The sequence below is a fragment of the Streptomyces sp. NPDC047869 genome (assembly GCF_040704065.1).
In the GTDB taxonomy this organism is placed as follows: domain Bacteria; phylum Actinomycetota; class Actinomycetes; order Streptomycetales; family Streptomycetaceae; genus Streptomyces.
The window spans coordinates 20,330-40,607 of the sequence record NZ_JBEYRK010000014.1 but is presented as its reverse complement, the minus strand read 5'-3'; the positions used below and the strand labels follow the sequence as shown (position 1 = coordinate 40,607).

General features: G+C 71.4%; 17 protein-coding genes. 8 read left to right on the top strand and 9 right to left on the bottom strand.

Annotated elements, in window-relative coordinates:
• Positions 1–8: 8 nt before the first annotated feature.
• Positions 9–1,064: a Gfo/Idh/MocA family oxidoreductase gene (locus AB0924_RS19545; protein ID WP_358929308.1), complete on the bottom strand. Its 1,056-nt coding sequence runs from the start codon at positions 1,062–1,064 to the stop codon at positions 9–11.
• Positions 1,065–1,087: 23 nt separating this feature from the next.
• Positions 1,088–2,395 carry an exopolysaccharide biosynthesis polyprenyl glycosylphosphotransferase gene (locus tag AB0924_RS19540; RefSeq protein ID WP_358929306.1) on the bottom strand — a complete coding sequence of 436 codons (1,308 nt, stop codon included), beginning with the start codon at positions 2,393–2,395 and terminating at the stop codon, positions 1,088–1,090.
• Between the two features lie 478 nt (positions 2,396–2,873).
• Here AB0924_RS19540 and AB0924_RS19535 point away from each other — a divergent pair, with 478 nt between their 5' ends.
• The 5 genes from AB0924_RS19535 to AB0924_RS19515 all read left to right on the top strand — a co-directional run bounded on the left by AB0924_RS19535 (position 2,874) and on the right by AB0924_RS19515 (position 8,350).
• Positions 2,874–3,722, top strand: a complete 849-nt coding sequence (locus AB0924_RS19535; RefSeq protein WP_358929304.1) for a glycosyltransferase family 2 protein — start codon at positions 2,874–2,876, stop codon at positions 3,720–3,722.
• Between the two features lie 26 nt (positions 3,723–3,748).
• Complete coding sequence (locus tag AB0924_RS19530; RefSeq protein WP_358929302.1) at positions 3,749–5,020, top strand: MFS transporter; 1,272 nt, start codon at positions 3,749–3,751, stop codon at positions 5,018–5,020.
• 23 nt (positions 5,021–5,043) lie between these two features.
• On the top strand, positions 5,044–6,066 hold the full coding sequence (locus AB0924_RS19525) for a TolB-like translocation protein (RefSeq protein WP_366912021.1): 1,023 nt from the start codon (positions 5,044–5,046) through the stop codon (positions 6,064–6,066).
• Between the two features lie 215 nt (positions 6,067–6,281).
• Positions 6,282–6,737: a DUF485 domain-containing protein gene (locus AB0924_RS19520; protein ID WP_358929298.1), complete on the top strand. Its 456-nt coding sequence runs from the start codon at positions 6,282–6,284 to the stop codon at positions 6,735–6,737.
• Positions 6,734–8,350, top strand: coding sequence for a cation acetate symporter (locus tag AB0924_RS19515; protein WP_358929296.1), 1,617 nt, complete (start codon positions 6,734–6,736; stop codon positions 8,348–8,350). Before AB0924_RS19520 ends, AB0924_RS19515 begins: the two co-directional genes overlap by 4 nt.
• Positions 8,351–8,386: 36 nt before the next feature.
• On the opposite strand, the gene AB0924_RS19510 is transcribed toward AB0924_RS19515, so the two are convergent.
• Together AB0924_RS19510 and AB0924_RS19505 are read right to left on the bottom strand one after the other, a co-directional pair.
• Positions 8,387–10,807, bottom strand: coding sequence for a SpoIIE family protein phosphatase (locus AB0924_RS19510; protein ID WP_366912020.1), 2,421 nt, complete (start codon positions 10,805–10,807; stop codon positions 8,387–8,389).
• A gap of 240 nt (positions 10,808–11,047) precedes the next feature.
• Positions 11,048–11,392: a helix-turn-helix domain-containing protein gene (locus tag AB0924_RS19505; protein WP_358929292.1), complete on the bottom strand. Its 345-nt coding sequence runs from the start codon at positions 11,390–11,392 to the stop codon at positions 11,048–11,050.
• Between AB0924_RS19505 and AB0924_RS19500 the strand changes: the two genes are divergently transcribed.
• Positions 11,378–11,860: an SDR family oxidoreductase gene (locus tag AB0924_RS19500; RefSeq protein WP_358929290.1), complete on the top strand. Its 483-nt coding sequence runs from the start codon at positions 11,378–11,380 to the stop codon at positions 11,858–11,860. The genes AB0924_RS19505 and AB0924_RS19500 overlap by 15 nt on opposite strands.
• Before the next feature lie 78 nt (positions 11,861–11,938).
• On the opposite strand, the gene AB0924_RS19495 is transcribed toward AB0924_RS19500, so the two are convergent.
• Genes AB0924_RS19495 through AB0924_RS19475 form a run of 5 tightly spaced genes read right to left on the bottom strand, consistent with a single transcriptional unit; the run spans position 11,939 to position 16,806 of the window.
• A complete protein-coding gene (locus AB0924_RS19495; protein ID WP_358929288.1) occupies positions 11,939–13,207 on the bottom strand; it encodes an ABC transporter substrate-binding protein in 1,269 nt (422 codons plus the stop codon).
• 5 nt (positions 13,208–13,212) lie between these two features.
• Positions 13,213–14,361 (bottom strand): branched-chain amino acid ABC transporter permease, encoded by a 1,149-nt coding sequence (locus AB0924_RS19490; RefSeq protein WP_358929286.1) that lies wholly within the window; start codon positions 14,359–14,361, stop codon positions 13,213–13,215.
• A complete protein-coding gene (locus tag AB0924_RS19485) occupies positions 14,358–15,239 on the bottom strand; it encodes a branched-chain amino acid ABC transporter permease (protein ID WP_366912019.1) in 882 nt (293 codons plus the stop codon). Before AB0924_RS19485 ends, AB0924_RS19490 begins: the two co-directional genes overlap by 4 nt.
• A 5-nt stretch (positions 15,240–15,244) precedes the next feature.
• Entirely contained in the window at positions 15,245–16,051 is an 807-nt protein-coding gene (locus AB0924_RS19480; protein WP_358929282.1) for an ABC transporter ATP-binding protein, read from the bottom strand.
• A complete protein-coding gene (locus AB0924_RS19475) occupies positions 16,048–16,806 on the bottom strand; it encodes an ABC transporter ATP-binding protein (protein ID WP_358929280.1) in 759 nt (252 codons plus the stop codon). Before AB0924_RS19475 ends, AB0924_RS19480 begins: the two co-directional genes overlap by 4 nt.
• A 188-nt stretch (positions 16,807–16,994) precedes the next feature.
• On the opposite strand from AB0924_RS19475, the gene AB0924_RS19470 reads away from it, so the two are divergent.
• Entirely contained in the window at positions 16,995–18,290 is a 1,296-nt protein-coding gene (locus AB0924_RS19470) for a helix-turn-helix domain-containing protein (RefSeq protein WP_358929278.1), read from the top strand.
• The gene (locus AB0924_RS19465; protein ID WP_358929276.1) at positions 18,287–18,952 is read left to right on the top strand and encodes a TetR/AcrR family transcriptional regulator; all 666 of its coding nucleotides are present in this window, start codon (positions 18,287–18,289) and stop codon (positions 18,950–18,952) included. The genes AB0924_RS19470 and AB0924_RS19465 overlap by 4 nt, the downstream gene beginning before the upstream one ends.
• The last annotated feature ends 1,326 nt before the right edge of the window (positions 18,953–20,278 follow it).

The window sequence follows — 20,278 nt, the reverse complement described above, 5'->3', positions numbered from 1 at the left end:
TGGAACTGTCAATGCCCGGCGCGCAGGCCGACGACCGCGCCCCGGAACTCCAGGCTCCGGGAGGCCGCTTCGAGGATGTCCAGCACGCGCAGACCCGCCCGGCCGTCGGTCAGCGGTGCCCGGCCGCCGCTGATCGCGTCGGCGAACTCGTCGACCATGCTGCGCAGTGCTTCCTTCTCGCCGATCGCGGGGGCGACCATGTCGCCCGAGCGGTAGGAGACGAGCATGTCCCGGCGTTCGTCCGCGCCGATCTCCTGCGGCGCGGCCAGGTCCACCCCGCGGTCGTAGACCGCGACGCGCTGCACCGGGTTGAGGTCGTCCCAGATGAGGGTGCGCTTGGAGCCTCCCACCATGGTGGTGCGCACCTTGGTCGGGGAGAGCCAGTTGACGTGCACGTGGGCGATGGCCCCCGTGTTGAGCTGCAGCGTCAGATAGGCCACGCAGGCCTGTCCCGCGCCGATCGGGTCGGCCCCGTGGGCGGCGACGGCGACCGGCTCGACGTTGTCGGGGAGGATGAAGTCCAGGATCGACAGGTCGTGGGGGGCCAGGTCCCACAGGACGTCGATGTCCTTCTGGACGAGGCCGAGGTTGATCCGCACGGAGTCGACGAAGTGGATCTCGCCGAGTTCGCCGGAGCGGACCATGTCGCGGATGCGGCCCACGGCGGGTGTGTAGCAGTAGGTGTGGTCGCACATCAGGGTGAGCCCGCGCTCCTCCGCCTCGGCCACCAGGCGCATCCCGTCGGCGTAGGTGGCGGCGAGCGGCTTCTCCACCAGGACGTGCTTGCCGGCGCGCAGGGCGGCCAGGGCGATGTCGAGGTGGGTCCCGGCGGGGGTGGCCACGGCGACGGCCGCGACGTCGGGGTCGGCCAGGACGGCCGCGTAGTCCGAGGTGGCCTGGACCGTCGAGTAGCCGCCGAGGACCCGCCGGGCCCGGTCCACGTCGAGGTCGCACAGCCAGCGCAGCCGGAACCGCTCGCTGGCCTGGAAGTTGCGTACGAGGTTGGGGCCCCAGTAGCCGGCCCCGACGACCGCGACCCCCAGCGGATCCGTGGTCTGCGTCACTGTGTTCCTCTTCCTTCGGTTCATCAGTAGGCCCCCGCTCCGCGCACCACGGCGGACCCGGTGCGCAGCAGGATGGTCATGTCGAGGCCCATCGACCAGTTGTCCACGTATCCGAGGTCGAGCCGGACCGCCTCGTCCCAGGGCAGGTCGGAACGGCCGCTCACCTGCCACAGCCCGGTGAGGCCGGGCTTCACCAGGAGCCGGCGTTTGATGTCCGGCGTGTACTCCTCGACCTCCTCGGGCAGCGAGGGGCGGGGGCCGACGAGCGACATGTGGCCCCGCACCACGTTGATCAGCTGCGGGATCTCGTCGAGCGAGCTGCGACGCAGCACCGACCCGACCCGGGTGATCCGCGGGTCCTCCTTCACCTTGAACAGCAGGCCGTCGCTGTTCTGGTTGAGGTGCTCCAGTTCCGCCCGCAGGGCCTCGGAGTCCTCCCGCATCGTGCGGAACTTCAGCATGGTGAAGTGGTTTCCGTAGCGGCCCACCCGGCGCTGCCGGAACAGCGCGGGACCGGTGCTGTCCAGCCGGACGACCAGGGCGATCACCAGCATGGGCGGCAGGAGCACCACCAGCAGCGCCGCGGCGAGCGCCCGGTCCAGCAGTTCCTTGGGCAGCCGGGAGGCCCGGGAGAGGTTGGGCGCCTGTACCCGCATCAGCGGGACCCCGTTGGTGGGCCGTATCACCAGCCGGGAGGCGGACACGTCGGTCAGCACGGGTGCCAGCAGGAAGTCGACGTCCTGCACGGCCGCCGTCCAGGACATCCGGCGCAGCACGGTGGCGTCGAACTCGGGCGCCGGCAGCGCCACGACGGTCCCGATGCCCATGGCCCGGACGACGTCGTTCATGTCGCCGATCCCGCCGAGGACGGGGAGCCCCAGCTCACGGATCGCGACCGCGTTCTCCGGGTCGCTCAGGCACACGCCGGCGACCTGCAGCTCCTGTGCGCCGCCTGCCCTGCGCAGCACGGCGACCAGTTCGACGACGCCGTGCGACGGCCCGACCAGGAGCGTCGCGGTGCGGTCCCGGCCCCGTGCCCAGCCCCGGCGCAGCCGGCGGCGGAGCGCGTACCGGACCGACAGGGCGATCGCCGCGGCCGGCACCGCGGCCGCGATCATGTCGTGCAGCAGCCCCAGGTCGCGTGCGAACAGCCAGTACGCGCAGGCGGCCAGCGCCGGCAGGGCGACGGCCCCGCGCAGCACCCGCAGGTACTCCTCGGTTCCCAGGCCCAGGGCGCCCCGGTCGTAGGAGCGATGGGCCAGCATCGCCACGATCCACATCGGCGGCAGCACCAGGGCCACCGTCCAGCGGCCGTAGGCCCCGTGAATCATTAAGGCCGCGGCTACGGCCGCCAGGCCGTCCGCGACCAACAGGACCGCACGGTACTTCCGTTCCCAAGGTCTTCGGCGCGCTTCTGGACTCCTGTGCTCCAGAACCACCTGCTCATGCGTGACCTCAATGGTCATGCCCCCCCCACCACATGCGCGGCTACCCCTGACCGAGCGATGCGGACATACGGTCGCAAGTCCGCGGCCAGGGCCGGAACGGCGCCGGTGCGTCTCCTCAACACAACGGCGCCGGAAAACCAGGGAGCGGTGAGCGGTTCCCCAACCGCCTGACGCGCCCTGCATGTTGGCTGTTGCCTGTGCCGTATCCGGCTTACGAATCCGCGACTTGACCTTCCGTCAAGTCGCGGATGTCCCTCCCAAACCGGCCCGGCGGACCTCAATCTAGACCACGGGACGCAGTCGCGGGAACAGTTGGACGAAACACACGGCGCAATGACGACACCGACGGCATACTGCCCGGGTGACGAGCATCGTGATCCCGGCCCACAACGAGGCGCGCGTCCTCGGCCGGCTCCTCGATTCGCTGCTGGCGGACCCCGCCGGGGACGAGACCGACATCGTGGTCGTGTGCAACGGCTGCACGGACGACACCGCCCGGATCGCGGCCCAACGCGGGCCGCGCGTGAGGGTGGTGGAGATTCCGGTCCCGTCCAAGCACGCGGCCCTGCGGGCGGGTGACGACCACGCGCGCGGCTTCCCGCGGATCTACGTGGACGCCGACGTCGTGATCACGGGCGCCGACGTGCGGGCGCTGACCGGGCCCCTCGACGACGAGACCTCCGGCATCCTCGCCACCGCACCCGAACGGCAGCTCCCGCTGGCCGCCTGCGCCTGGCCGGTGCGGGCCTACTACCGCGTGTGGCAGCGGCTCCCGGCCGTGCGCGAGGGGCTGTTCGGCCGGGGCGTCATCGCGGTCTCCAAGGCCGGGTACGCCCGGATCGCGGCGCTGCCGCCGCTGATGGCGGACGATCTGGCCGCGTCCCTGGCGTTCGCCCCCGGGGAGCGGCTCGTGGTCGGTGCGGCCCGGGTCGTGGTCCACCCGCCGCGCACCTGGCCGGATCTGGTCAGGCGGCGGATCCGCGCCGCGGTGTCCACCGCCCAGGTCGAGAGGCACCGGGACCCGCGAGAGGCGTCGGCACGCACCGGCAGGGCGGATCTGCTGGCCATGGTCCGCGCGGAACCGCGCCTCCTCGCGGACGTCGTGGTCTTCGTCGCCGCCGCGGTCGTCGCCCGGCGGCGGGCGCGAAAGGCCATCGAGGCGGAGGACTTCGGCACCTGGCTGCGGGACGAGAGCAGCCGGCAGAACTGAACGCACCGCACCTGGAGTCCCCGATCATGTACCTCACCGACCGCTCCACACCCGCCCGGGCGGACACCGAGCGGGGCCGGACACGCGGCCCCGGACGCGGGGTCGCCCCGGTCGTGCTCGTGCTCGGCACGGTCAGCCTGATCACCGACATCTCCTCGGAGATGGTCACCGCCGTCCTGCCGCTCTATCTGGTCAGCCGACTCGGCTTCAGCCCGCTGGGGTTCGGCACCCTCGACGGTGTCTACAACGGCGTCAGCGCCCTGGTCCAGCTCACCGGCGGCCACCTCGCCGACCGGGTGCGCAACCACAAGCTGATGGCCGGCCTCGGCTACGGCCTGTCCGCGCTCTGCAAGCCGCTGCTGCTGCTCGCCGGCAGCCTCGGCACGCTCGGCACGGTCCTGGCCCTGGAACGTACCGGCAAGGGCCTGCGCACCGCCCCGCGCGACGCGATGATCTCGCTGTCCACGCCGGCCGCGAGCCAGGGCCGGGCCTTCGGCGTGCACCGGGCGATGGACACCACCGGCGCGATGCTCGGCCCGCTCGCGGCCTTTCTCATCCTGCGCGCGGCGGCCGACGGCTACGACGCGGTGTTCGGGGTGAGCGCGTGCGTCGCCGTGCTCGGCGTGCTCGTGCTGGTGCTGTTCGTACCCGGCAGGCGGCGCGGGGCGCGGCCGGAGCAGGCGGGCGGGCCGGACGGCAGGCCGCCGGTCCGGGTGCGCGAGGCCCTGGCGCTGCTGCGCCTGCCGCGCCTGCGGGCGCTCGCCGGCTGCGCCGCGCTCCTCGGCCTGACCACCGTCAGCGACGCCTTCGTCTATCTGCTCCTGCAGCGCCGCGCGGGCGTCGGCGAGCAGTGGTTCACGCTGCTGCCGCTGGGCACCGCCGCGGTGTTCCTGCTGCTCGCCGTGCCCGCCGGCGCGCTGGCGGACCGGATCGGGCGGCGCACCGTGTTCCTCGCCGGGCACCTGGGACTGCTCATCGCCTATGCCCTGCTGCTGTGGGCGCCGGCCACGCCCGTCCTGGCCCCCGCCGTGCTCGCCCTGCACGGCATGTTCTACGCGGCCACCGACGGTGTGCTCCCGGCCGCCCTCGCCGGCATCGTGCCCGAGGAGCTGCGCGCCAGCGGCCTCGCCATCGTCGGCACCAGCCAGGCGCTGGCCCGGTTCTGCTGCTCGCTGGCCTTCGGTGCCGCCTGGACGGTGTGGGGCGACGGCCCGGCGCTGGCCGGATCGGCGGTCGGCCTGCTGGCTTGCGCGGCCGTCGCGGCACTGGTGCTGCGGCCGGCCGGCGGGACCCGATGACCACCTCAGCCCCAAGGATCCGGATGACAACGCTCCACCGCCGTCTGCTCATACTCGTCGTGGCGGTCCTGCTGCTCGCGGGCCTGGGCACCGGCGTGGTCCTGCACGCCGCCTCCCGCGCCGACCGCGCCGACCGGCCGCAGGCGGGCGGTCCCGCCGTCGGCGAGGGCAGGCTGACGCTCGACCAGAAGAGCCGCCTGACGTTCGTCAACGCGGTCGCCGGCCCGCACCGCACCGCGGTCGCCTCGGTGCCGTCGGCCGATCCCGGCGGCCGGCGGGTCGCCTCGGACCTGAAGTGCGCGCGCTTCTACGCGGCGGCCGGCACCGGCGTCTGCCTCCAGTCCAACCCCGGCGTCCTCAAGCAGAGCAACCGCGCCCTGCTTCTGGACGCGAACCTCCGCACCCGGCGCGACTTCCCGCTCGCGGGCACGCCCAGCCGGGCCCGGGTCTCGCCCAGCGGCCGCTTCGCCGCCTGGACGGTCTTCGTCTCCGGCGAGTCCTACTCCTCCGCGTTCTTCTCCACCCGGACCTCGATCCTGGACACCCGCACCATGCGGCTGATCCCCAGCCTGGAGAAGTTCTCGGTTGTCAAGGACGGCAAGCCGTACCACGCGTCGGACATCAACTTCTGGGGCGTCACCTTCGCCTCCGACGACGACACCTTCTACGCCACCCTCAACACCGCCAACAAGACGTATCTGGTGCGAGGTTCGGTCTCGGGGCGTTCGGTGACCACGCTGGCCGAGAACGTGGAGTGCCCCTCGCTCTCCCCCGACGGCACCCGGGTCGCCTTCAAGAAGCGGGTCCTGTCCGGCGCCACGCTCTGGCACGAGTACGTCCTCGATCTGCGCACCCTGCGCCGCACGCCGCTGGCCGAGCGGCACAGCGTCGACGACCAGGCCACCTGGCTGGACGACCGCACCCTCGCCTACGCCCTGCCCGCCGACGGCGAGGTGGGCCGCAGCGACCTGTGGACCGTGCCCGCCGACGGCTCGGGAACCCCCCGCCTGCTGATCGCGGGGGCCTCCTCACCGGCGCCGCTGTAGCGGGGAACCCGCCGCTCCACAGGTGTCCGCGAGGCGCTTCTCGACCCCACCCGTTGATCCACCGCCGTCGGCCGATCGACACCCGGGGGCCGTGTCGACCCCAAAACGTGACCCACAGCAGGCTTACAGGCATTCCAACCAGTCGGTATGGTGCGCCGCCTGATGCGTTTCCCCGTTCACCTCCACGTATTCGTGGCGCAGTGGAAGGCCAGGCGATGACACACCCCGACGAGCACCAGTACCCACCACCCGGACCAACGGGATGGCCGCTGCCCCGCACCGGGCCCCAGGGATACGGACACGACGCCCCCGCACACGGCTGGTTCGGGGACGCCACCTGGGACGAGTCGTATGCGCACCAGGCTCCGCACCATGACGACCTGGCCACCCTCCGTTCGGCCTACCGCCTGCTCCGCCGGAGTTCCACGCTGGCCGCGCTCGGCTCGTTCGTGGTGTATGTCCTGCTGTCCTGCTGGGCGCCGGACCTGATGGGGTCCAGGATCGCCGGGGAGCTGAGCCTGGGAATGGTCCTGGGGGTCCTCCAACTCGTCGTCACCTTCGTGGCGGTCTTCTGGTACGGACGCAGCGCACAACGCTCGGTGGATCCGCTGGCCCGCGCCGTCAGGGAGCGGGCTGTCCCCGCCGGCCGGAACGCGGGAGTGGCGAGATGAACGACTTCGGTTCCGGGACGCAGGCCACCGTCCTCGTCCTGTTCACCGCCCTGGTCACCCTCACGCTGCTGATGTGCGTGATGGCGGGACCGGACCGCAACGACCTGACCAACTTCTACACCGGTTACCTCTCGCTCACCCCGCTCAAGAACGGCCTTGCCATCGCGGGTGACTACATCTCCGCGGCCACGGTGCTGAGCACCACCGGCATCGTCGCGCTCGCCGGCTACGACGGCTACGTCCTCGCGGTCAGCACGGCCCTGTCCCTGGTGCTGCTGATGTTCCTCCTGGCCGAACCCCTGCGCAACGCCGGCAGGTTCACCATGGGCGACGTCCTGGCCCGCAACATGCCGGCGCGGTCGGTGCGTGTCGCCTCCTGCGTGGTGACGCTTGCGGCGACCCTGCCCTTCCTGGTCGTTCAGCTCTCCGGGGCCGGGTCGCTGCTCACCTTCATCCTGACCCTCCCGCACGTTGCGGGCGCCCGGACGGCCTGCATCGTCATGGTCGGCAGCCTGATGATCATTTACGCGGCGCTCGGCGGTATGCGAGGCACCGCCTTCATCCAGATGATCAAGATCGTGCTCCTGCTCGGCACCAGCGCCGTCGTCGCCGCCCTGGTCCTGAACCGCTTCGACTGGAGCCTGGGCGACCTGCTCAGGGCCGCGCAGCACGGCAGCGGCGCGGGCCCCGCCTTCCTCCAGCAGGGCCTTCAGCTGGGCACCTCTGCCAGTGAGCGGCTGGACTTCTTCGGTCTCCAGATCACCGTGGTCCTCGGGGTGGCCTGCCTGCCCCACATCACGATGCGTCTGTACTCCGCGCAGGACGCGCCGGCGGTACGTCGCTCCATGTCGTGGGCGGTCGGCACGGTCACCACATTCTGCCTGTTCGTGATCGTCATGGGTACGGGCGCGGCGGCGCTGGTGGGATCGCGGTACATCACCGCGGCGGACCCGCAGGGCAGGACGTCGGTGCTCATGCTGTCGCAGGTGCTCGGCGGGGCATCCGGATCCGCGGGGACGACGATTCTCTACTCGGCTGTGGCGGGCATGATCTTCATCACCCTGCTGTCGTCGGTCGCGGGGATGACCCTGGCCGCGGCCTCGTCGCTCGCCCACGACCTGTTCGCCCATGCGGCGCGGCGGGGGCACGCGCAGCCGCGTACCGAGATGACGGTGGCGGTGTGGACGAGCGTGGCCGTGGGAACCCTCGCCATCGGACTCGCCATTCTGGTCCAGGACTGGAACGTCGGTGTACTCACCACGCTGGCCATCTGCATCGGGGCATCGGCGGTGGCACCCGCGCTCACCTACTCTCTGTTCTGGCGCGGATTCACGCGCACCGGCCTGCTGGCCGCCCTCTACGGCGGAGCGGGCTGCGCGCTGCTGCTGATGGTCGTGTCCAGAGCCGTTTCCGGCACACCGACCGCCGTCTTCCCGAACGCCGACTTCGACCTGTTCCCCATGCAGTCCACCGGACTGGTCTCCGTCCCGTTCGGCTACCTGGCGGGCTGGCTGGGCAGCCGTCTGGACCACCGGCGCCGCCCCGCTCACAGCCGCGAGAACCGGCGGCTGTACGAGGAGAGCGAGGCGCGGATGCTCGCCGCGGCCGAATGACCACGGCGGCGGGGCGGGCCGCGCAGGCGGAGACGGTCAGGCGAGCGTGCCGGCCAGTGATTGTTCGGTCCACACGGTCTTGCCCTCGCGGGTGTAGCGGGTGCCCCAGCGTTCCGACATCTGGGCCACCAGGAACAGGCCGCGGCCGCCCTCGTCGGTGGTCCGGGCGCGACGCAGGTGGGGTGAGGTGTGGCTGGTGTCGCTGACCTCGCACACCAGAGACCGTTCACGGATCAGCCGCAGGGTCGCGGGGCCACTGGCGTAGCGGTAGACGTTGGTGACCAGTTCGCTGGCGATCAACTCGGTCGTGAACGCCAAGTGCTCCAGCCCCCATTCGCGCAGCTTGGCCGAGGTCAGTTCCCGGGCCCGGGCGGCGCTGACAGGCTCCAGTGGCAGATTCCAGGAGGCGACATCGTCCGGTGGCAGCACGCGGGTGCGGGCGATCAGCAACGCGACGTCGTCGGTGGGGCCCGCGGGCACGAGTGAGTCGACCACCGCTTGGCATGTCCGTTCCAGCGCGGTCACGGGGCGGGTGAGCGCCGCGTACAGCTTGCTCAGGCCGAGGTCGGCATCGATGTGGCGTTCGCCGATGAGTCCATTGGTGTACAGGCACAGCAGGCTACCCTCGGCCAGTTCGACTTCCCGGGCCTCGAACGGCAGGCCGCCCAGGCCGAGCGGTGGGCCGACGGGCAGGTCGAGCAAGGCCACCTGGCCGTCCGGCGCGGTCACCACCGGCGGCGGGTGGCCCGCGCGGGCCACGGAGCAGCGCCCGGAGACCGGGTCGTACACGGCGTACAGGCAGGTGGCACCGATGACCTGCTCGCCGACGGGCCGTTCGCCGGATGCTTCCTGTTCCGCCGCCAGGAGGTCGACCAGGTCGTCGAGGCGGGAAAGGACCTCGTCCGGTTCCAGGTCGAGGCTGGCGAGCGTGTGGACGGCGGTACGCAGCCGGCCCATGGTGGCGGCGGCGTGGATTCCTCGTCCCACCACGTCGCCGACGACGAGGGCGACCCGCGCCCCGGACAGCGGAATGACGTCGAACCAGTCGCCGCCCAGGCCCGGGGCCGCGCTGGCCGGCAGGTAGCGCATGGCCACCTCGACGGCCGACTGGTCCGGAACCGCCCGGGGCAGAAGGCTGCTCTGCAAGGTGAACGCGGTCTGCTGCTGCTGGGTGAAGCGCCGGGCATTGTCGATGGCGACGGCGGCGCGCGAGGCGAGTTCCTGGGCGAGAGTGAGGTCGTCCGCCTCGAAGGAATCGGGGCGGCGCGAACGCCACAAGGCCATCACGCCCAGCACCAGACCACGCGCGGCAATGGGTACCACGATCAGCGAGTGGGCGCTGAGGTCCGGAGCGTGGGACCCCTGGCGGCCTTCCATCGAGAACCAGTCGGGCGGGAGAACAGGTTCCAGGACGGGCCGCCCCTCGGCCAGGCATCTGGCCTGGGGCGTGTCCGGCCCGAACTCCACCGGCTCGCCCGCAGGGTGGGGCGGCCCGGCTTGCTGGGCTCCGACGCTGCAGGCCCCCACCCGAACCACGGACCCTCCCAAGGCCTGCGCCGGTTCCTCACCACGCGTCACCGGCTGCAGCAGGTCCACCGACGCATGGTCGGCGAGGTGCGGCACCATCACCTCGGCGAGTTCCCGGGCGGTCTCCGCCACGTCGAGCGTGGTTCCGATGCGGCTGCCGGCCTGGTCGAGGAGCGCGAGCCGGTTCTGGGCCCGATGACGTTCGGTGATGTCCTCGATCATCTCGGCCACCCCCAGGACGCGGCCGGAGGGATCCTCCATCCGGAAGGACGAGACCAACGCGACCCGCTCTCGTGCCGGATCCTGCTCCAGGCGGGCGAACTGCTCGGAGTAGACCAACGGTCTTCCGGTCTCCATGACCTGGCGCACACGGTCCACGGCCTTGCGTGCGTCGTCGGGGAGGAGCATCTGCCCGGTGGGCAGCCCCCGGAAATCTGCCGCCGGGACGCCGGTGAAGCGTTCGATGGCCCGGTTGACCCGCAGAAGCCTCAGGTCGGGGCCGTGGACGACCAGGCCGATGGGGCACCGGCGGTACAACCCGTCGAGCACCGCCCGGTCCCTTTGCCACTCCAGGACGTCAACCGCGAGTGCCCCGACAAGAAACCACTCACGGATCCGGTCATCGCGTGACAGGGCGTGGGCCCTGACCCCCATCTCCACGAGCCGCCCGTCCCTGTGCCGCGCCTTCAGCACCCCGAACCAGCCGCCGGCTCTCCGGCAGCTCGCCGCGGCCTCCTTGGCAGCCGTCAGGTCACGAGGGTCGACAAGGACCTCGAACGCCGGACGACCGATCACGGCTGTGTCCGGATGGCCGAGCAGTTCCTGGGCCCGCCGGTTCCATCCGACCACGACTCCCCGGTCGTCGAGCACCGCCAGGGCGGCGAGGTGCGGGGTGAACGGATCGTCCTGGCCTTCGCTGAACTCCGTCATCCGCTTCTCCACCGCTTGACACCACCTTGTAGTCGGTCAGCGACGTTCCGCCGCGGGGCCCGGCCCCGGCCGGCGACCGGCGTGACGGCGTCCCGCACGGTGTGGTTCGGCTTCCTCCCATGCGTCCCGACCTGCTGCCGCAATGTAAGCCCATTGAACCCGGTGTGGGCTCGGCGGCATCGGCGGCCGGGTGGCACGGCGTGGCGGGCGCGGGGGGCCGCGGCGGGCACGGCGGCCCGCTCATGGAGCAGGTCCTGCCGGGCCTCGTGGAGGTGTCCTCAGCTCGCGCGCCGCCAGGGCCCAGCTGAGCTCCACCGCGGTGTCCGGAGCGTCCAGGCTGGTTCCGGTCAGCTCCTCGAAACGACGCAGCCGGTGGCGGACGGTGTTGACATGGACGTGCGCGCCGCGGGCGACTTCGCGGATGTGCCGTCCCGTCTCCAGGTATCCCCGCACCGACTCCTCGACGAGTGCACCGAACTCCCCCTCCGCCTCCAGGGGACGCAGATAGCGTTCGAGCAGCAACTCGGCGAGTTCCGGTTCGGCGACGACGGCCACCCGCCAGGACCGGTCATGCAGGTCGTACACGCCGCGCAGACCGTACGCACGGGCGGCTTCCAGCAGCCGGCCGGCGGCGCGGAAGGAGCGGTGCACCGCGGTCAGGTCCGTCGGCGGGCCGAGTCCCGCCGTCACCCCCAGGTCACCGATCTCCGGCTTCTCCTCGGATCCGTGGCCGGGCTGCGCGCGGCCACCGACTCGCCCGCCTACGACAGCTCCAAGGCAGGCCTGTTCGGTCTCACCCGCCATGTCGCCAAGGCAGGCGGACCGCGCGGAATCCGCGCGAACCTGGTCGTCCCGGGCCTGATCGACACCCCGATGGGCCGCCAGGCCTCGACCCGGCGGGCGTCGCGCTCCGCCTCGTTCGGCCGCATACCGCTCGGACGCCAGGGAACCGCCTGGGCAGTGGCCGCGGCCGTCACCTTCCCGCTCTCCGACCGCGCCTCCTGCATCACCGGGCAGAGTCTGGTGGTCGACGGAGGGTTGAACGCCGTCTGAGCACTCCGGTCTCCGGTGACGGGGCGAGGGCGGTCCCCCCGTGTCAGGGCATCGACCCGGACCGCCCCCGCCGGCTCACTACTGCAGTGGACCGAACTCCTTGCGGGTGTCCACCGGCTTGCCGAACAGCTGCCACCGCTCGCCCTTGAACCGCATCACCTGCATCGTCTCGAGCGGGAAGGCGTCGCCGTGCCCCGTGGACATGGTGACCCCGGGCAGCAGCAGGCCCACCTTCACGTTCTTCAGATCGCGCACCGCGTCCCGCAGCCCTTCCCTGGTCGGGCACTTCATCGCGTCCAGGGCCTCGTGCAGGCTGGAGGCCACGGCCCAGCCGTAGGCGTTGAACTGGTTGGCCGGGTCGGCGTCGGGGGCGTACTTGTGCATGGCGCTCGTATAGGTCTTCATCTCGGGGTCGTTCGCCCACTGCGGGTCGGCGGGATCCTTGAAGTAGGTCGCCGAGACCACGCCCTGGACGTTCTTGAACCCGACGGGCCGGAGCACGGCGGCGGACGAGGCCACGTTGTTCACGATGTGCAGCGGGTTCCACTTGGTGTTCCTGGCGTCCGCGGCGAGGGCCTGGCTGCCGAACTTCGGGGTGGTGACGTCCAGCAGCACGTCCGCCCTGGAACGCGCGAGGCTCGCCATCTGTGCGGAGACGGACGGATCGGTGACCTCGTAGCTCTCCTCGGCGACCACCTTGATGCCGCTGCCGGCGACGGCCTTCCTGAACCCGCCGAGCAGGTCCTTGCCGAAGTCGTCGTTCTGGTAGAGGACCGCGACCTCGGCCTTGGGCTTCGCGTCCTTGAGGTACTTGGCGTACACCCGCGCCTCGGCCACGTAGTTGGGCTGCCATCCGATCGTCCAGGGGTGCTTGTCGTCCATCCCCCAGGCGGAGGCGCCCGTGGCGACGAAGGGCTGCGGCACCTTCTGCTTGTCGAGGTAGTCCCACACGGCTGCGGTGGACGGGGTGCCCAGGGTCTGGAACACCGCGAAGACCTTCTCCTGCTCGACGAGTCTGCGGGCCTCCTCGACCGCCTTGGGCGGCTGGTAGCCGTCGTCGCGGACGATGAACTGCACCTTGCGGCCGTCTATGCCGCCCTTGTCGTTGACGTACTTGAAGTAGGCGGCCACGCCCTTGCTGATCGTGCCGTACGCCGAGGCAGGTCCCGACAGCGGGTAGATCCCGCCCAGCTTGATGGTCTTGTCGGTGATACCGGTGGTCTGCTGGCCCTTGCACTCGCCACCGGCGGCGGTGTCCTGGGCGTCCTGCCCTCGCTGGCTGCTGCAGGCGGTCGCGGTGAGCAGGGTGGCGGCAGCGGCCGCCACCAGAGCGGTGGTCTTGCGCATGTGATTCATTCCTTTTCCGTGCGGGGCGGTGCGCCCACGGGTTCGGCGGCGACTACCGGGCGGCCCGCGGGGTCGAGGGGCGCGGAGGGTCCGGCTTCGGCCTGGGAATCCGGCCGCGCATCGGGCGCGGATTCGGTCTCGGGCCCCCGGTCGGGGGTGGCGGTGGTGCGGGGCAGGCGGCGCGCGACAGCGCCCCGGACACGGCCGGGCAGGCCGGCCAGTCCCGTCGGGGCCACGAACATCGCCGCGATGATCAGCAGGCCGAACACCACTCCCGGTGCCGCCTCGCTCACGTCCTGGGACACGCTCGGCACGTACATCACGAACGCCGCGCCCAGCAGAGGCCCGTACAGCGAGGCGAGCCCTCCGACCACCAGGCCGGCCAGCAGGGTGATGGACAGAACAAAGCTGAAGGAGTCGGGCGAGACGAAGCCGATCACCCAGGTGTAGAGACACCCGGCGACACCCGCGAACATCGCGCTCCACGCGAAGGCGAGGGTCTTGTGCAGCGACAGCCGCACGCCCATGATCTCGGCGGCGCTCTCGTGGTCCCGCACGGCGCGCAGTGCCCGGCCGGCCCGGGACCGCAACAGGTTGCGGGCGAGCAGCAGGGCCATCGCGGTGACGGCGAGGACGACGAAGTACATCCACTGGTCCTCTGCCAGCCCGCTCCACGCGGGCGGCTGCAACTTGTCCACGGTCAGGCCCATGGAGCCGCCCGTCACCGGTTCGAGCCGCTTGAGCAAGGGCGGCAGGAACACCGCGAACGACAGGGTGACCAGGGCCAGGTACAGCCCACGCAGCCGTAGCGCGGGCACTCCGAACCCGAGGCCCAGCAGGAAGCAACCGGCGGCCGCGACCGGAAGTGTGGCCAGGTGGCCGGTGTCGTAACGATCGAGCATGACAGCCGTCGTGTAGGCCCCCGCCGCGAAGAACGCGCCGTGCCCGAGCGAGATCTGCCCGCCGAAGCCGACCAGCAGGTTCAGGCCGGCCAGCGCCACGGTGTACAGGAGCACCATGGTCAGTTGGAAGACCTGGAAGGGGGCGAAGTAGAACGGAGCGCCGACGGCCACTGCCGTCGCGACCAGCACGGTGAGCGCGGCCCGCAGCCGCCGGACGCGGTCCGTGCCGAGTGTTGCGACGATCGTGCTCATGCGCGCTCCACCGCCGCTCGTCCGAAGAGGCCCTGAGGCCGCACGAGCAGCACCGCCAGGATGATCACCAGGGGGACGCCGACTTTCAGGTCCTCACCGATCACGTCCACGTACGCCCCGGTCAGCGTCTCGGCGACACCCACGAACAGGCCGCCGACGACCGCACCGACCGGGCTGTCGAAGCCTCCGAGGGTGGCCGCGGCGAACGCGTAGATCAGCACTCCGCCCATCATGTTGGGCTCGAGGAACAGCACCGGGGCGACGAGCACGCCCGAGACCGCGCCGACCGCGGCGGCCAGCCCCCAGCCGAGCATCAGCACCCGGCTCACCCGGATGCCCGAGAGCCGGGCGGAGGCCGGGTTGCCGGCGACCGCCCGCATCACCAGGCCGACAGAGGTGTGCCGGAACAGCAGATACAGCAGGCCCATCACGACGGCCACGACACCGATGATGCCGAGCGCCGACCAGTCCACGCGCACCCCGGCCAGGTCGAGCCCGCCGTCGGGGAACGGCTGCGGGAAGTCCTTCACGGTGAACGACCAGATCAAGCCGGCCAACGCGTTGACGAAGACGAACAGGCCGACCGTGACGATGACCACCGTCAGCTCGGGCGCGTCCCGCACGGGGCGGATGACGATCCGCTCGACCAGCATGCCGCCGGTGAAGGACACCGCGAGGGTGACCGGCAGCGCCAGCCAGAACGGCATCCCGGACGCCACCAGCTGCCAGGCGACGTACGCCGAGAGCATCGCCAGCTCGCCCTGCGCGAAGTTGACGATCCCCGTGAATTGGTGGATCAGCACCAGGGCCAGCGCCAGGCTGGCGTACACCGCGCCGGAGCCCAGTCCTTCCACCACTTGCTGCAGAAGATCGGTCATGGCGCTCACCCGGCCTTCGGGGAGAGGACGGAGACACCGAGGTACACCTCGGCGACCTGTCCGTCCTCGCGGATCCGCTGAGCCGGTCCGGACAGCACCAGGCGGCCGGCCTCCAATACGTGTGCCCGGTGCGCGATGTCCAGCGCGAGCTGGGCGTTCTGCTCGACGACGACCACGGTGGTGCGTTCCTCCTCGTTGACGGCACGGACGATCTCGAACAGCTCGCGGGTGATCAGCGGCGCGAGCCCCAGGGACGGCTCGTCCAGGAGCAGCAGCGAGGGCCGCAGCATCAGCGCCCTGCCGACGGCGAGCATCTGCTGCTCGCCGCCGCTGAGGCTGCCTGCGGCCTGACGCGACCGCTGGCGCAGCTTGGGGAAGTAGCCGTAGACCCGTTCGAGGTCGGCCGCCACGGCCACCCGCCCGGCGCTGCCCCGCCACCGGTGGCCGGTGCGCAGATGGGCGCCGATGCGCAGGTTCTCCTCGACGGTCAGGTCGTTGAAGGTCCCCCGGCCTTCGGGGACATGTGCCACGCCGAGCCGGGCGGCCTGCTCGGGCGAGCGGCCCAGCAGTTCCGTACCGTTCAGAGTCACCGAGCCACGGCCGCGGACCATGCCGCTCAGCGCCCGCAGCGTCGTGGTCTTCCCCGCGCCGTTGGGCCCGAGGAGCGCGCACACCTCGCCGCGGGCGACGGCGAAGTCGAGGCCCTGGAGCACGTGGGCCTGGCCGTACCCGGCGTGCAGGCCGGAGACGTTCAGGAAGTCCGGTCCCGCGCCGGCCTGGGCCTCGGCGCCGACTGGGGTGGGCTCGCTCATGCGGCCACCCCCAGGTACGCCTCCACGACCGCCGGGTCGCGCTGGATCTGTTCCGGCGAGCCCTCGGCGATCTTGCGGCCGAAGTCGAGGCAGACCACCTTGTCGCACAGGCCCATCACGAACCCCATGTGATGTTCGACCACCACGAGGGTGAGGTCGAAGTCCTGGCGCACCGACCGGACCAGATCCGCGAATTGGCCGACCTCGCCGTGGCTGAGCCCGTTGACGGGTTCGTCGAGCAACAGCAGCCGGGGCCGTACCGCGAGCGCCCGGGCGAGTTCGACGCGTTTGAGTGTGCCGAACGGCAGGCCGTGGGCGGGGTGATCGGCGACGTCCGCCAGACCGAGGCGCCGTAGCAGGTCGTCTGCCTGGTCACGTAGCTCCCTCTCCTCCCGCCGGACGCGGGGCAGCCGGAGCGCCGCGGCGAGGTGTCCGGTGCGCCCCCGGCTGTGGGCGCCGACCATGACGTTCTCCCGGACCGTGAGCTGCGGGAACAGGCCCAGGTTCTGGAAGGTACGGGCGATGCCGCGCCCGGCCACGGCGTGCGGCGGGAGGGCCAGCAGGTCCTCCTCCTCGAACCGCACGTCTCCCCCGTCGGGGGCGCAGCGCCTGGTGAGGCAGTTGAACAAGGTGGTCTTGCCGGCTCCGTTCGGCCCGATGAGCCCTACGGCGGTGCCCGGCTCGACGGTGAAAGCGACACCGTCCAGTGCCGTGATCCCGCCGAAGCGCACGGTGATACCGTCGACCGCGAGCATGAGTGACGCCCCTTCCGACGTGCTGGGGTGTGGGCGAGCGTCACAGTAGGTGGGGGCGTTCCAGGCGCACATTGGGTGTGAGCACCCAACTTCCCGGTCCTCGGATTGTGCGCCGCGCACAGGTGCCGGTAGATGTCTCACGCCAGGCCTGTTGACGGAGCACGAGGCGGACGGCGACGATCGGCTCCATGCCTCGCGGTCCTGCCCTGGACACTCCACCACCCTCCGAACCACTCCGCCGGGAGCGGTGGCGGATCCTGCTCGCCGTGCACGACCGGGTGGAGGAGGTGGCGGAGACCGCCGTCGAGGTGATGCGCGCGGAGATCCCGTCGTACGCACTGCAGGACGAGCGGTTCTTCGACGAGGTGCGGGAGCAGGTGCTCGAGCACTACCGGATGCAGCTGGCGGTGCTGGCCGGCGACCGCGACATCGCTTCCGATGACCTGATCTTCAGCCGCGCCGCAGCCATGCGCCGAGCACGCGCCGGATTCGCCCTGGAGGACTGGATCAGCGCCTTCCGGGTCGGCCGGCAGGTGATGTGGGACGCGTTGCTGGACTGTGCGGGCGCGTCCGCCGAGGCCCAGCAGGCCGCGCTGTCCCTCGTCACCCCGCTGATGCGGTACGTCGACTACGCCAGCACCCATGCCGCGCAGGCATACGTCGAGTACCAGCAGCACGTGGTGGCGGACGCGGACCGGGAGCGACGGGATCTCCTGGACCAGCTCCTGGCCGGCCTCGCGCCGACGCGCGGTCCGCTGTCCGCCGCGGCGCAGGCGTACGGCATCGGTCCGCGCTCGTCGATGATGGCGGTCGTGGCGGTGGGCGTCGGCGACACTCGCACCGGGGACCTCACTTCGGCCGAGCACGGGTATGCCACCAGCGCGTCGATCAGCGTCGCCGGGCCCTGGGCCGGCAGAACCCTGGTCGTGGTGCGCCACGGCGAGGTGGTGGCCGTGCCCGTGGTCCGGGCCGGCATGAACGCAGACGACATATGCGCCCACTTCGAGGCCGTGCAACGGCGGCTCGCGCAGGAGGGAACGACGCTCTCCATGGGCATCAGCACGGTCGCACAGGGCGCGTCCGAACTGCCGCGCGTCTACGACGAGGCACGGGCCGCCCTCGACCTGGTGCCGAGCGGGGGCGGGGTGGCGGCGCTGCCGCGGCTTTCCCCCTTCGACTACCTGGCGCTGCGCGCCGACGACCTCGCCCGCAAGCTGGTCGATCCCCGTGTGCGGGCGCTCCTGGAGGAGGACCGCAGACGCGGCGACACCTTGGCCGGCACCATACGGGCCTTCGCGGAGGCGGACCTCAATCTGCGGATGGCCGCCGACCGGCTGCGGGTTCATCACAACACGGCGCACTACCGGTTGCGCCGGATCGAGGAGCGCACCGGCCGCAATCCGCGCCGGATCGCCGACCTCCTGGAGCTGCTGGTCGCCCTCGCCATCCGCGACGGCGCCGGGGAAAGTGAGGATTGCTCGTGAGCGGCATCGTGGAATCCGCCGGGACCGAGGCGGCACGGCAACCGCCGGGCGGACAGGGGCGCACGGTCCTGCCGGCGGGGCACGGCGGGGAGGACCGGACGGTCCGGCAAGTGCTGCTGGACGCCGCGCTGGAGGTGTTCACCGAGCGCGGTTACACCGGCGCCGGCCTCACCGAGATCGCGGCGCGCTCCGGCATTCCGGCAGGCTCCCTCTTCCAGCACTACGGCGGAAAGCGAGGGCTCTACCTCGCCCTGTGGGAGGAGTTCCGGGAGGAGCAGGAGCACCGGACCGCGGCCACGCTGACCGCCGAGCGCGGGCGTGGCGTGGACGACCCGATCGCCCTCTTCGTGGCGGGAGCCAGGGCGTACCTGGAGGGTGCCTGGGACAACCGGCGGCTCGCCAGGCTCCTCGCGGAGGACGACGGCCCGGCGGGCTTCGACACGCTGCGCCGCCAGTGGGACCGCGCGTGGGTACGGCGCAACGCCCGGCTCCTGGAGGTGGACGAGCGTCGACGCGCCGGCCGGGTCCGGGTGAGCGTGCTGACCACCGTCATCGGAGGGGCGGCGCGTGAGCTGGGCGACTGCGGGGACGAGACGGAGGCCCGGGAGATCGTGGACGAGGTGTGCGGAATCCTGGTCCATCTGTCGGCTCCGCCCGGCTGAAACGCCCGTCGCACGCCTTCGGGGCGGAGGGTCTCAGCCGAGTGGAGCCGGCCAAGCCACTGAGGCGTCACCGCGATCACCGCCTGTTGCGATCCAGAGGGCGCACAACTGCCTTACCCACACCATCAGTTGATGGAGGCCCATCCGTGGGCGACCTGCTGCCCGAAAGCGATCGGCGGACCTGCTTCGTGCTCGCGATTGCCGGTGCGGCAGGCAGTCGTGGAGGTGCCGCGCGAAGGGGAGCCTCGCCGGTGTCTCAGCCACCGGCTTCCCCTCTGCTGCTCGGTGAGCCACTACTGCTGGGAGAGGCACTGATGCTGCCGGAAGGGCTGGCGGAGGGCCTCGCGGAAGGGGCTGCCGTGCGCGAGGGCGAGCCGGGGCGGCGGCCACTGGAGGCTCGGGGGGTCGGCTTCGCCTTCGCCGGTGGTGGCACGCTGGTGGCGACGGGAGGCCGAGAGACCGGTGACGTGCTGCGAGTCACCGTTGGCAGAGGACGCCGGATCCCCTCACTGTTTCGGTCCCGGACGCCCTTTCGGCCCGGGTGCGTGGTCACATGCTCCGGTGAAGCCTGATCAGGAACGCGGACCCCGGGCTCTTCGGGGGATGGCTGTTCCGGGATCGAGGCTGCCCGTGGGGCTGTCGACTGAGGTGACACCGATACGGCGGCCAGGCCCCCGAGGACGGTGAAGGCGGCTGCGGCAAGAGACCGGACGGCATACTTCTTCAGCCGCGCCGGACGGTCGTACGGGTCAGCCGACAGATCTTGCGAGGCAGCCGGTGGCCCGAGAAGGGGCGACCCGGAGGAGCTCGGTCCCCCACTCGAGCGGACCTCCGGCATCGCGGCGTCGACGGCCGGAGCACCGTCTCTCGGATGGCTCGGCTGTGTCATGCCGGGGTCGTATGCCCCGCACTCCGGGCACGTCACGGCGCCGTTGAGCGTGCGGCTGCACGGGATGCAGTAGTCCATGAAGCGACCGTTTCAGTCCTTGAGTTGACGAGAGCAAAGGTGCACCCAGTCCCTGCGGCAGTCGGCGGCGGGGAGACGCCACTTGGTTTGTTTCGGACCGATCTTCGACATGTGCGAACCTCACTTACCGGTCTGCAGGTGGGTCACCGGTTACCGGGATCAACGCGGCGCGTCGAATAAGCGCTCACACGCAGGCAGAAAAGTGGGGCATGTAACTCTGCCCGGCGGGACGTTGACGACCGGGACGGCGCGGCGGCCTCGGCGTACGAGCCGACCGGCCGCGCACTCGATCCGGGCCGAGTGCTGCTCACTTCCCGCGGCTCGACGTCCCCCGCGCGCCGATTCTTCACACCTGCGAC

Excerpts from the sequence above, each read along its gene's own strand:
- AB0924_RS19540 (WP_358929306.1), bottom strand. The coding sequence starts at position 2,395 with ATGATTCACGGGGCCTACGGCCGCTGGACGGTGGCCCTGGTGCTGCCG.
- AB0924_RS19530 (WP_358929302.1), top strand. The coding sequence starts at position 3,749 with ATGTACCTCACCGACCGCTCCACACCCGCCCGGGCGGACACCGAGCGG.
- AB0924_RS19525 (WP_366912021.1), top strand. The coding sequence starts at position 5,044 with ATGACAACGCTCCACCGCCGTCTGCTCATACTCGTCGTGGCGGTCCTG.
- AB0924_RS19520 (WP_358929298.1), top strand. The coding sequence starts at position 6,282 with ATGACACACCCCGACGAGCACCAGTACCCACCACCCGGACCAACGGGA.
- AB0924_RS19515 (WP_358929296.1), top strand. The coding sequence starts at position 6,734 with ATGAACGACTTCGGTTCCGGGACGCAGGCCACCGTCCTCGTCCTGTTC.
- AB0924_RS19510 (WP_366912020.1), bottom strand. The coding sequence starts at position 10,807 with ATGACGGAGTTCAGCGAAGGCCAGGACGATCCGTTCACCCCGCACCTC.
- AB0924_RS19500 (WP_358929290.1), top strand. The coding sequence starts at position 11,378 with ATGCAGGTCGTACACGCCGCGCAGACCGTACGCACGGGCGGCTTCCAG.
- AB0924_RS19495 (WP_358929288.1), bottom strand. The coding sequence starts at position 13,207 with ATGCGCAAGACCACCGCTCTGGTGGCGGCCGCTGCCGCCACCCTGCTC.
- AB0924_RS19490 (WP_358929286.1), bottom strand. The coding sequence starts at position 14,361 with ATGAGCACGATCGTCGCAACACTCGGCACGGACCGCGTCCGGCGGCTG.
- AB0924_RS19485 (WP_366912019.1), bottom strand. The coding sequence starts at position 15,239 with ATGACCGATCTTCTGCAGCAAGTGGTGGAAGGACTGGGCTCCGGCGCG.
- AB0924_RS19480 (WP_358929282.1), bottom strand. The coding sequence starts at position 16,051 with ATGAGCGAGCCCACCCCAGTCGGCGCCGAGGCCCAGGCCGGCGCGGGA.
- AB0924_RS19475 (WP_358929280.1), bottom strand. The coding sequence starts at position 16,806 with ATGCTCGCGGTCGACGGTATCACCGTGCGCTTCGGCGGGATCACGGCA.
- AB0924_RS19470 (WP_358929278.1), top strand. The coding sequence starts at position 16,995 with ATGCCTCGCGGTCCTGCCCTGGACACTCCACCACCCTCCGAACCACTC.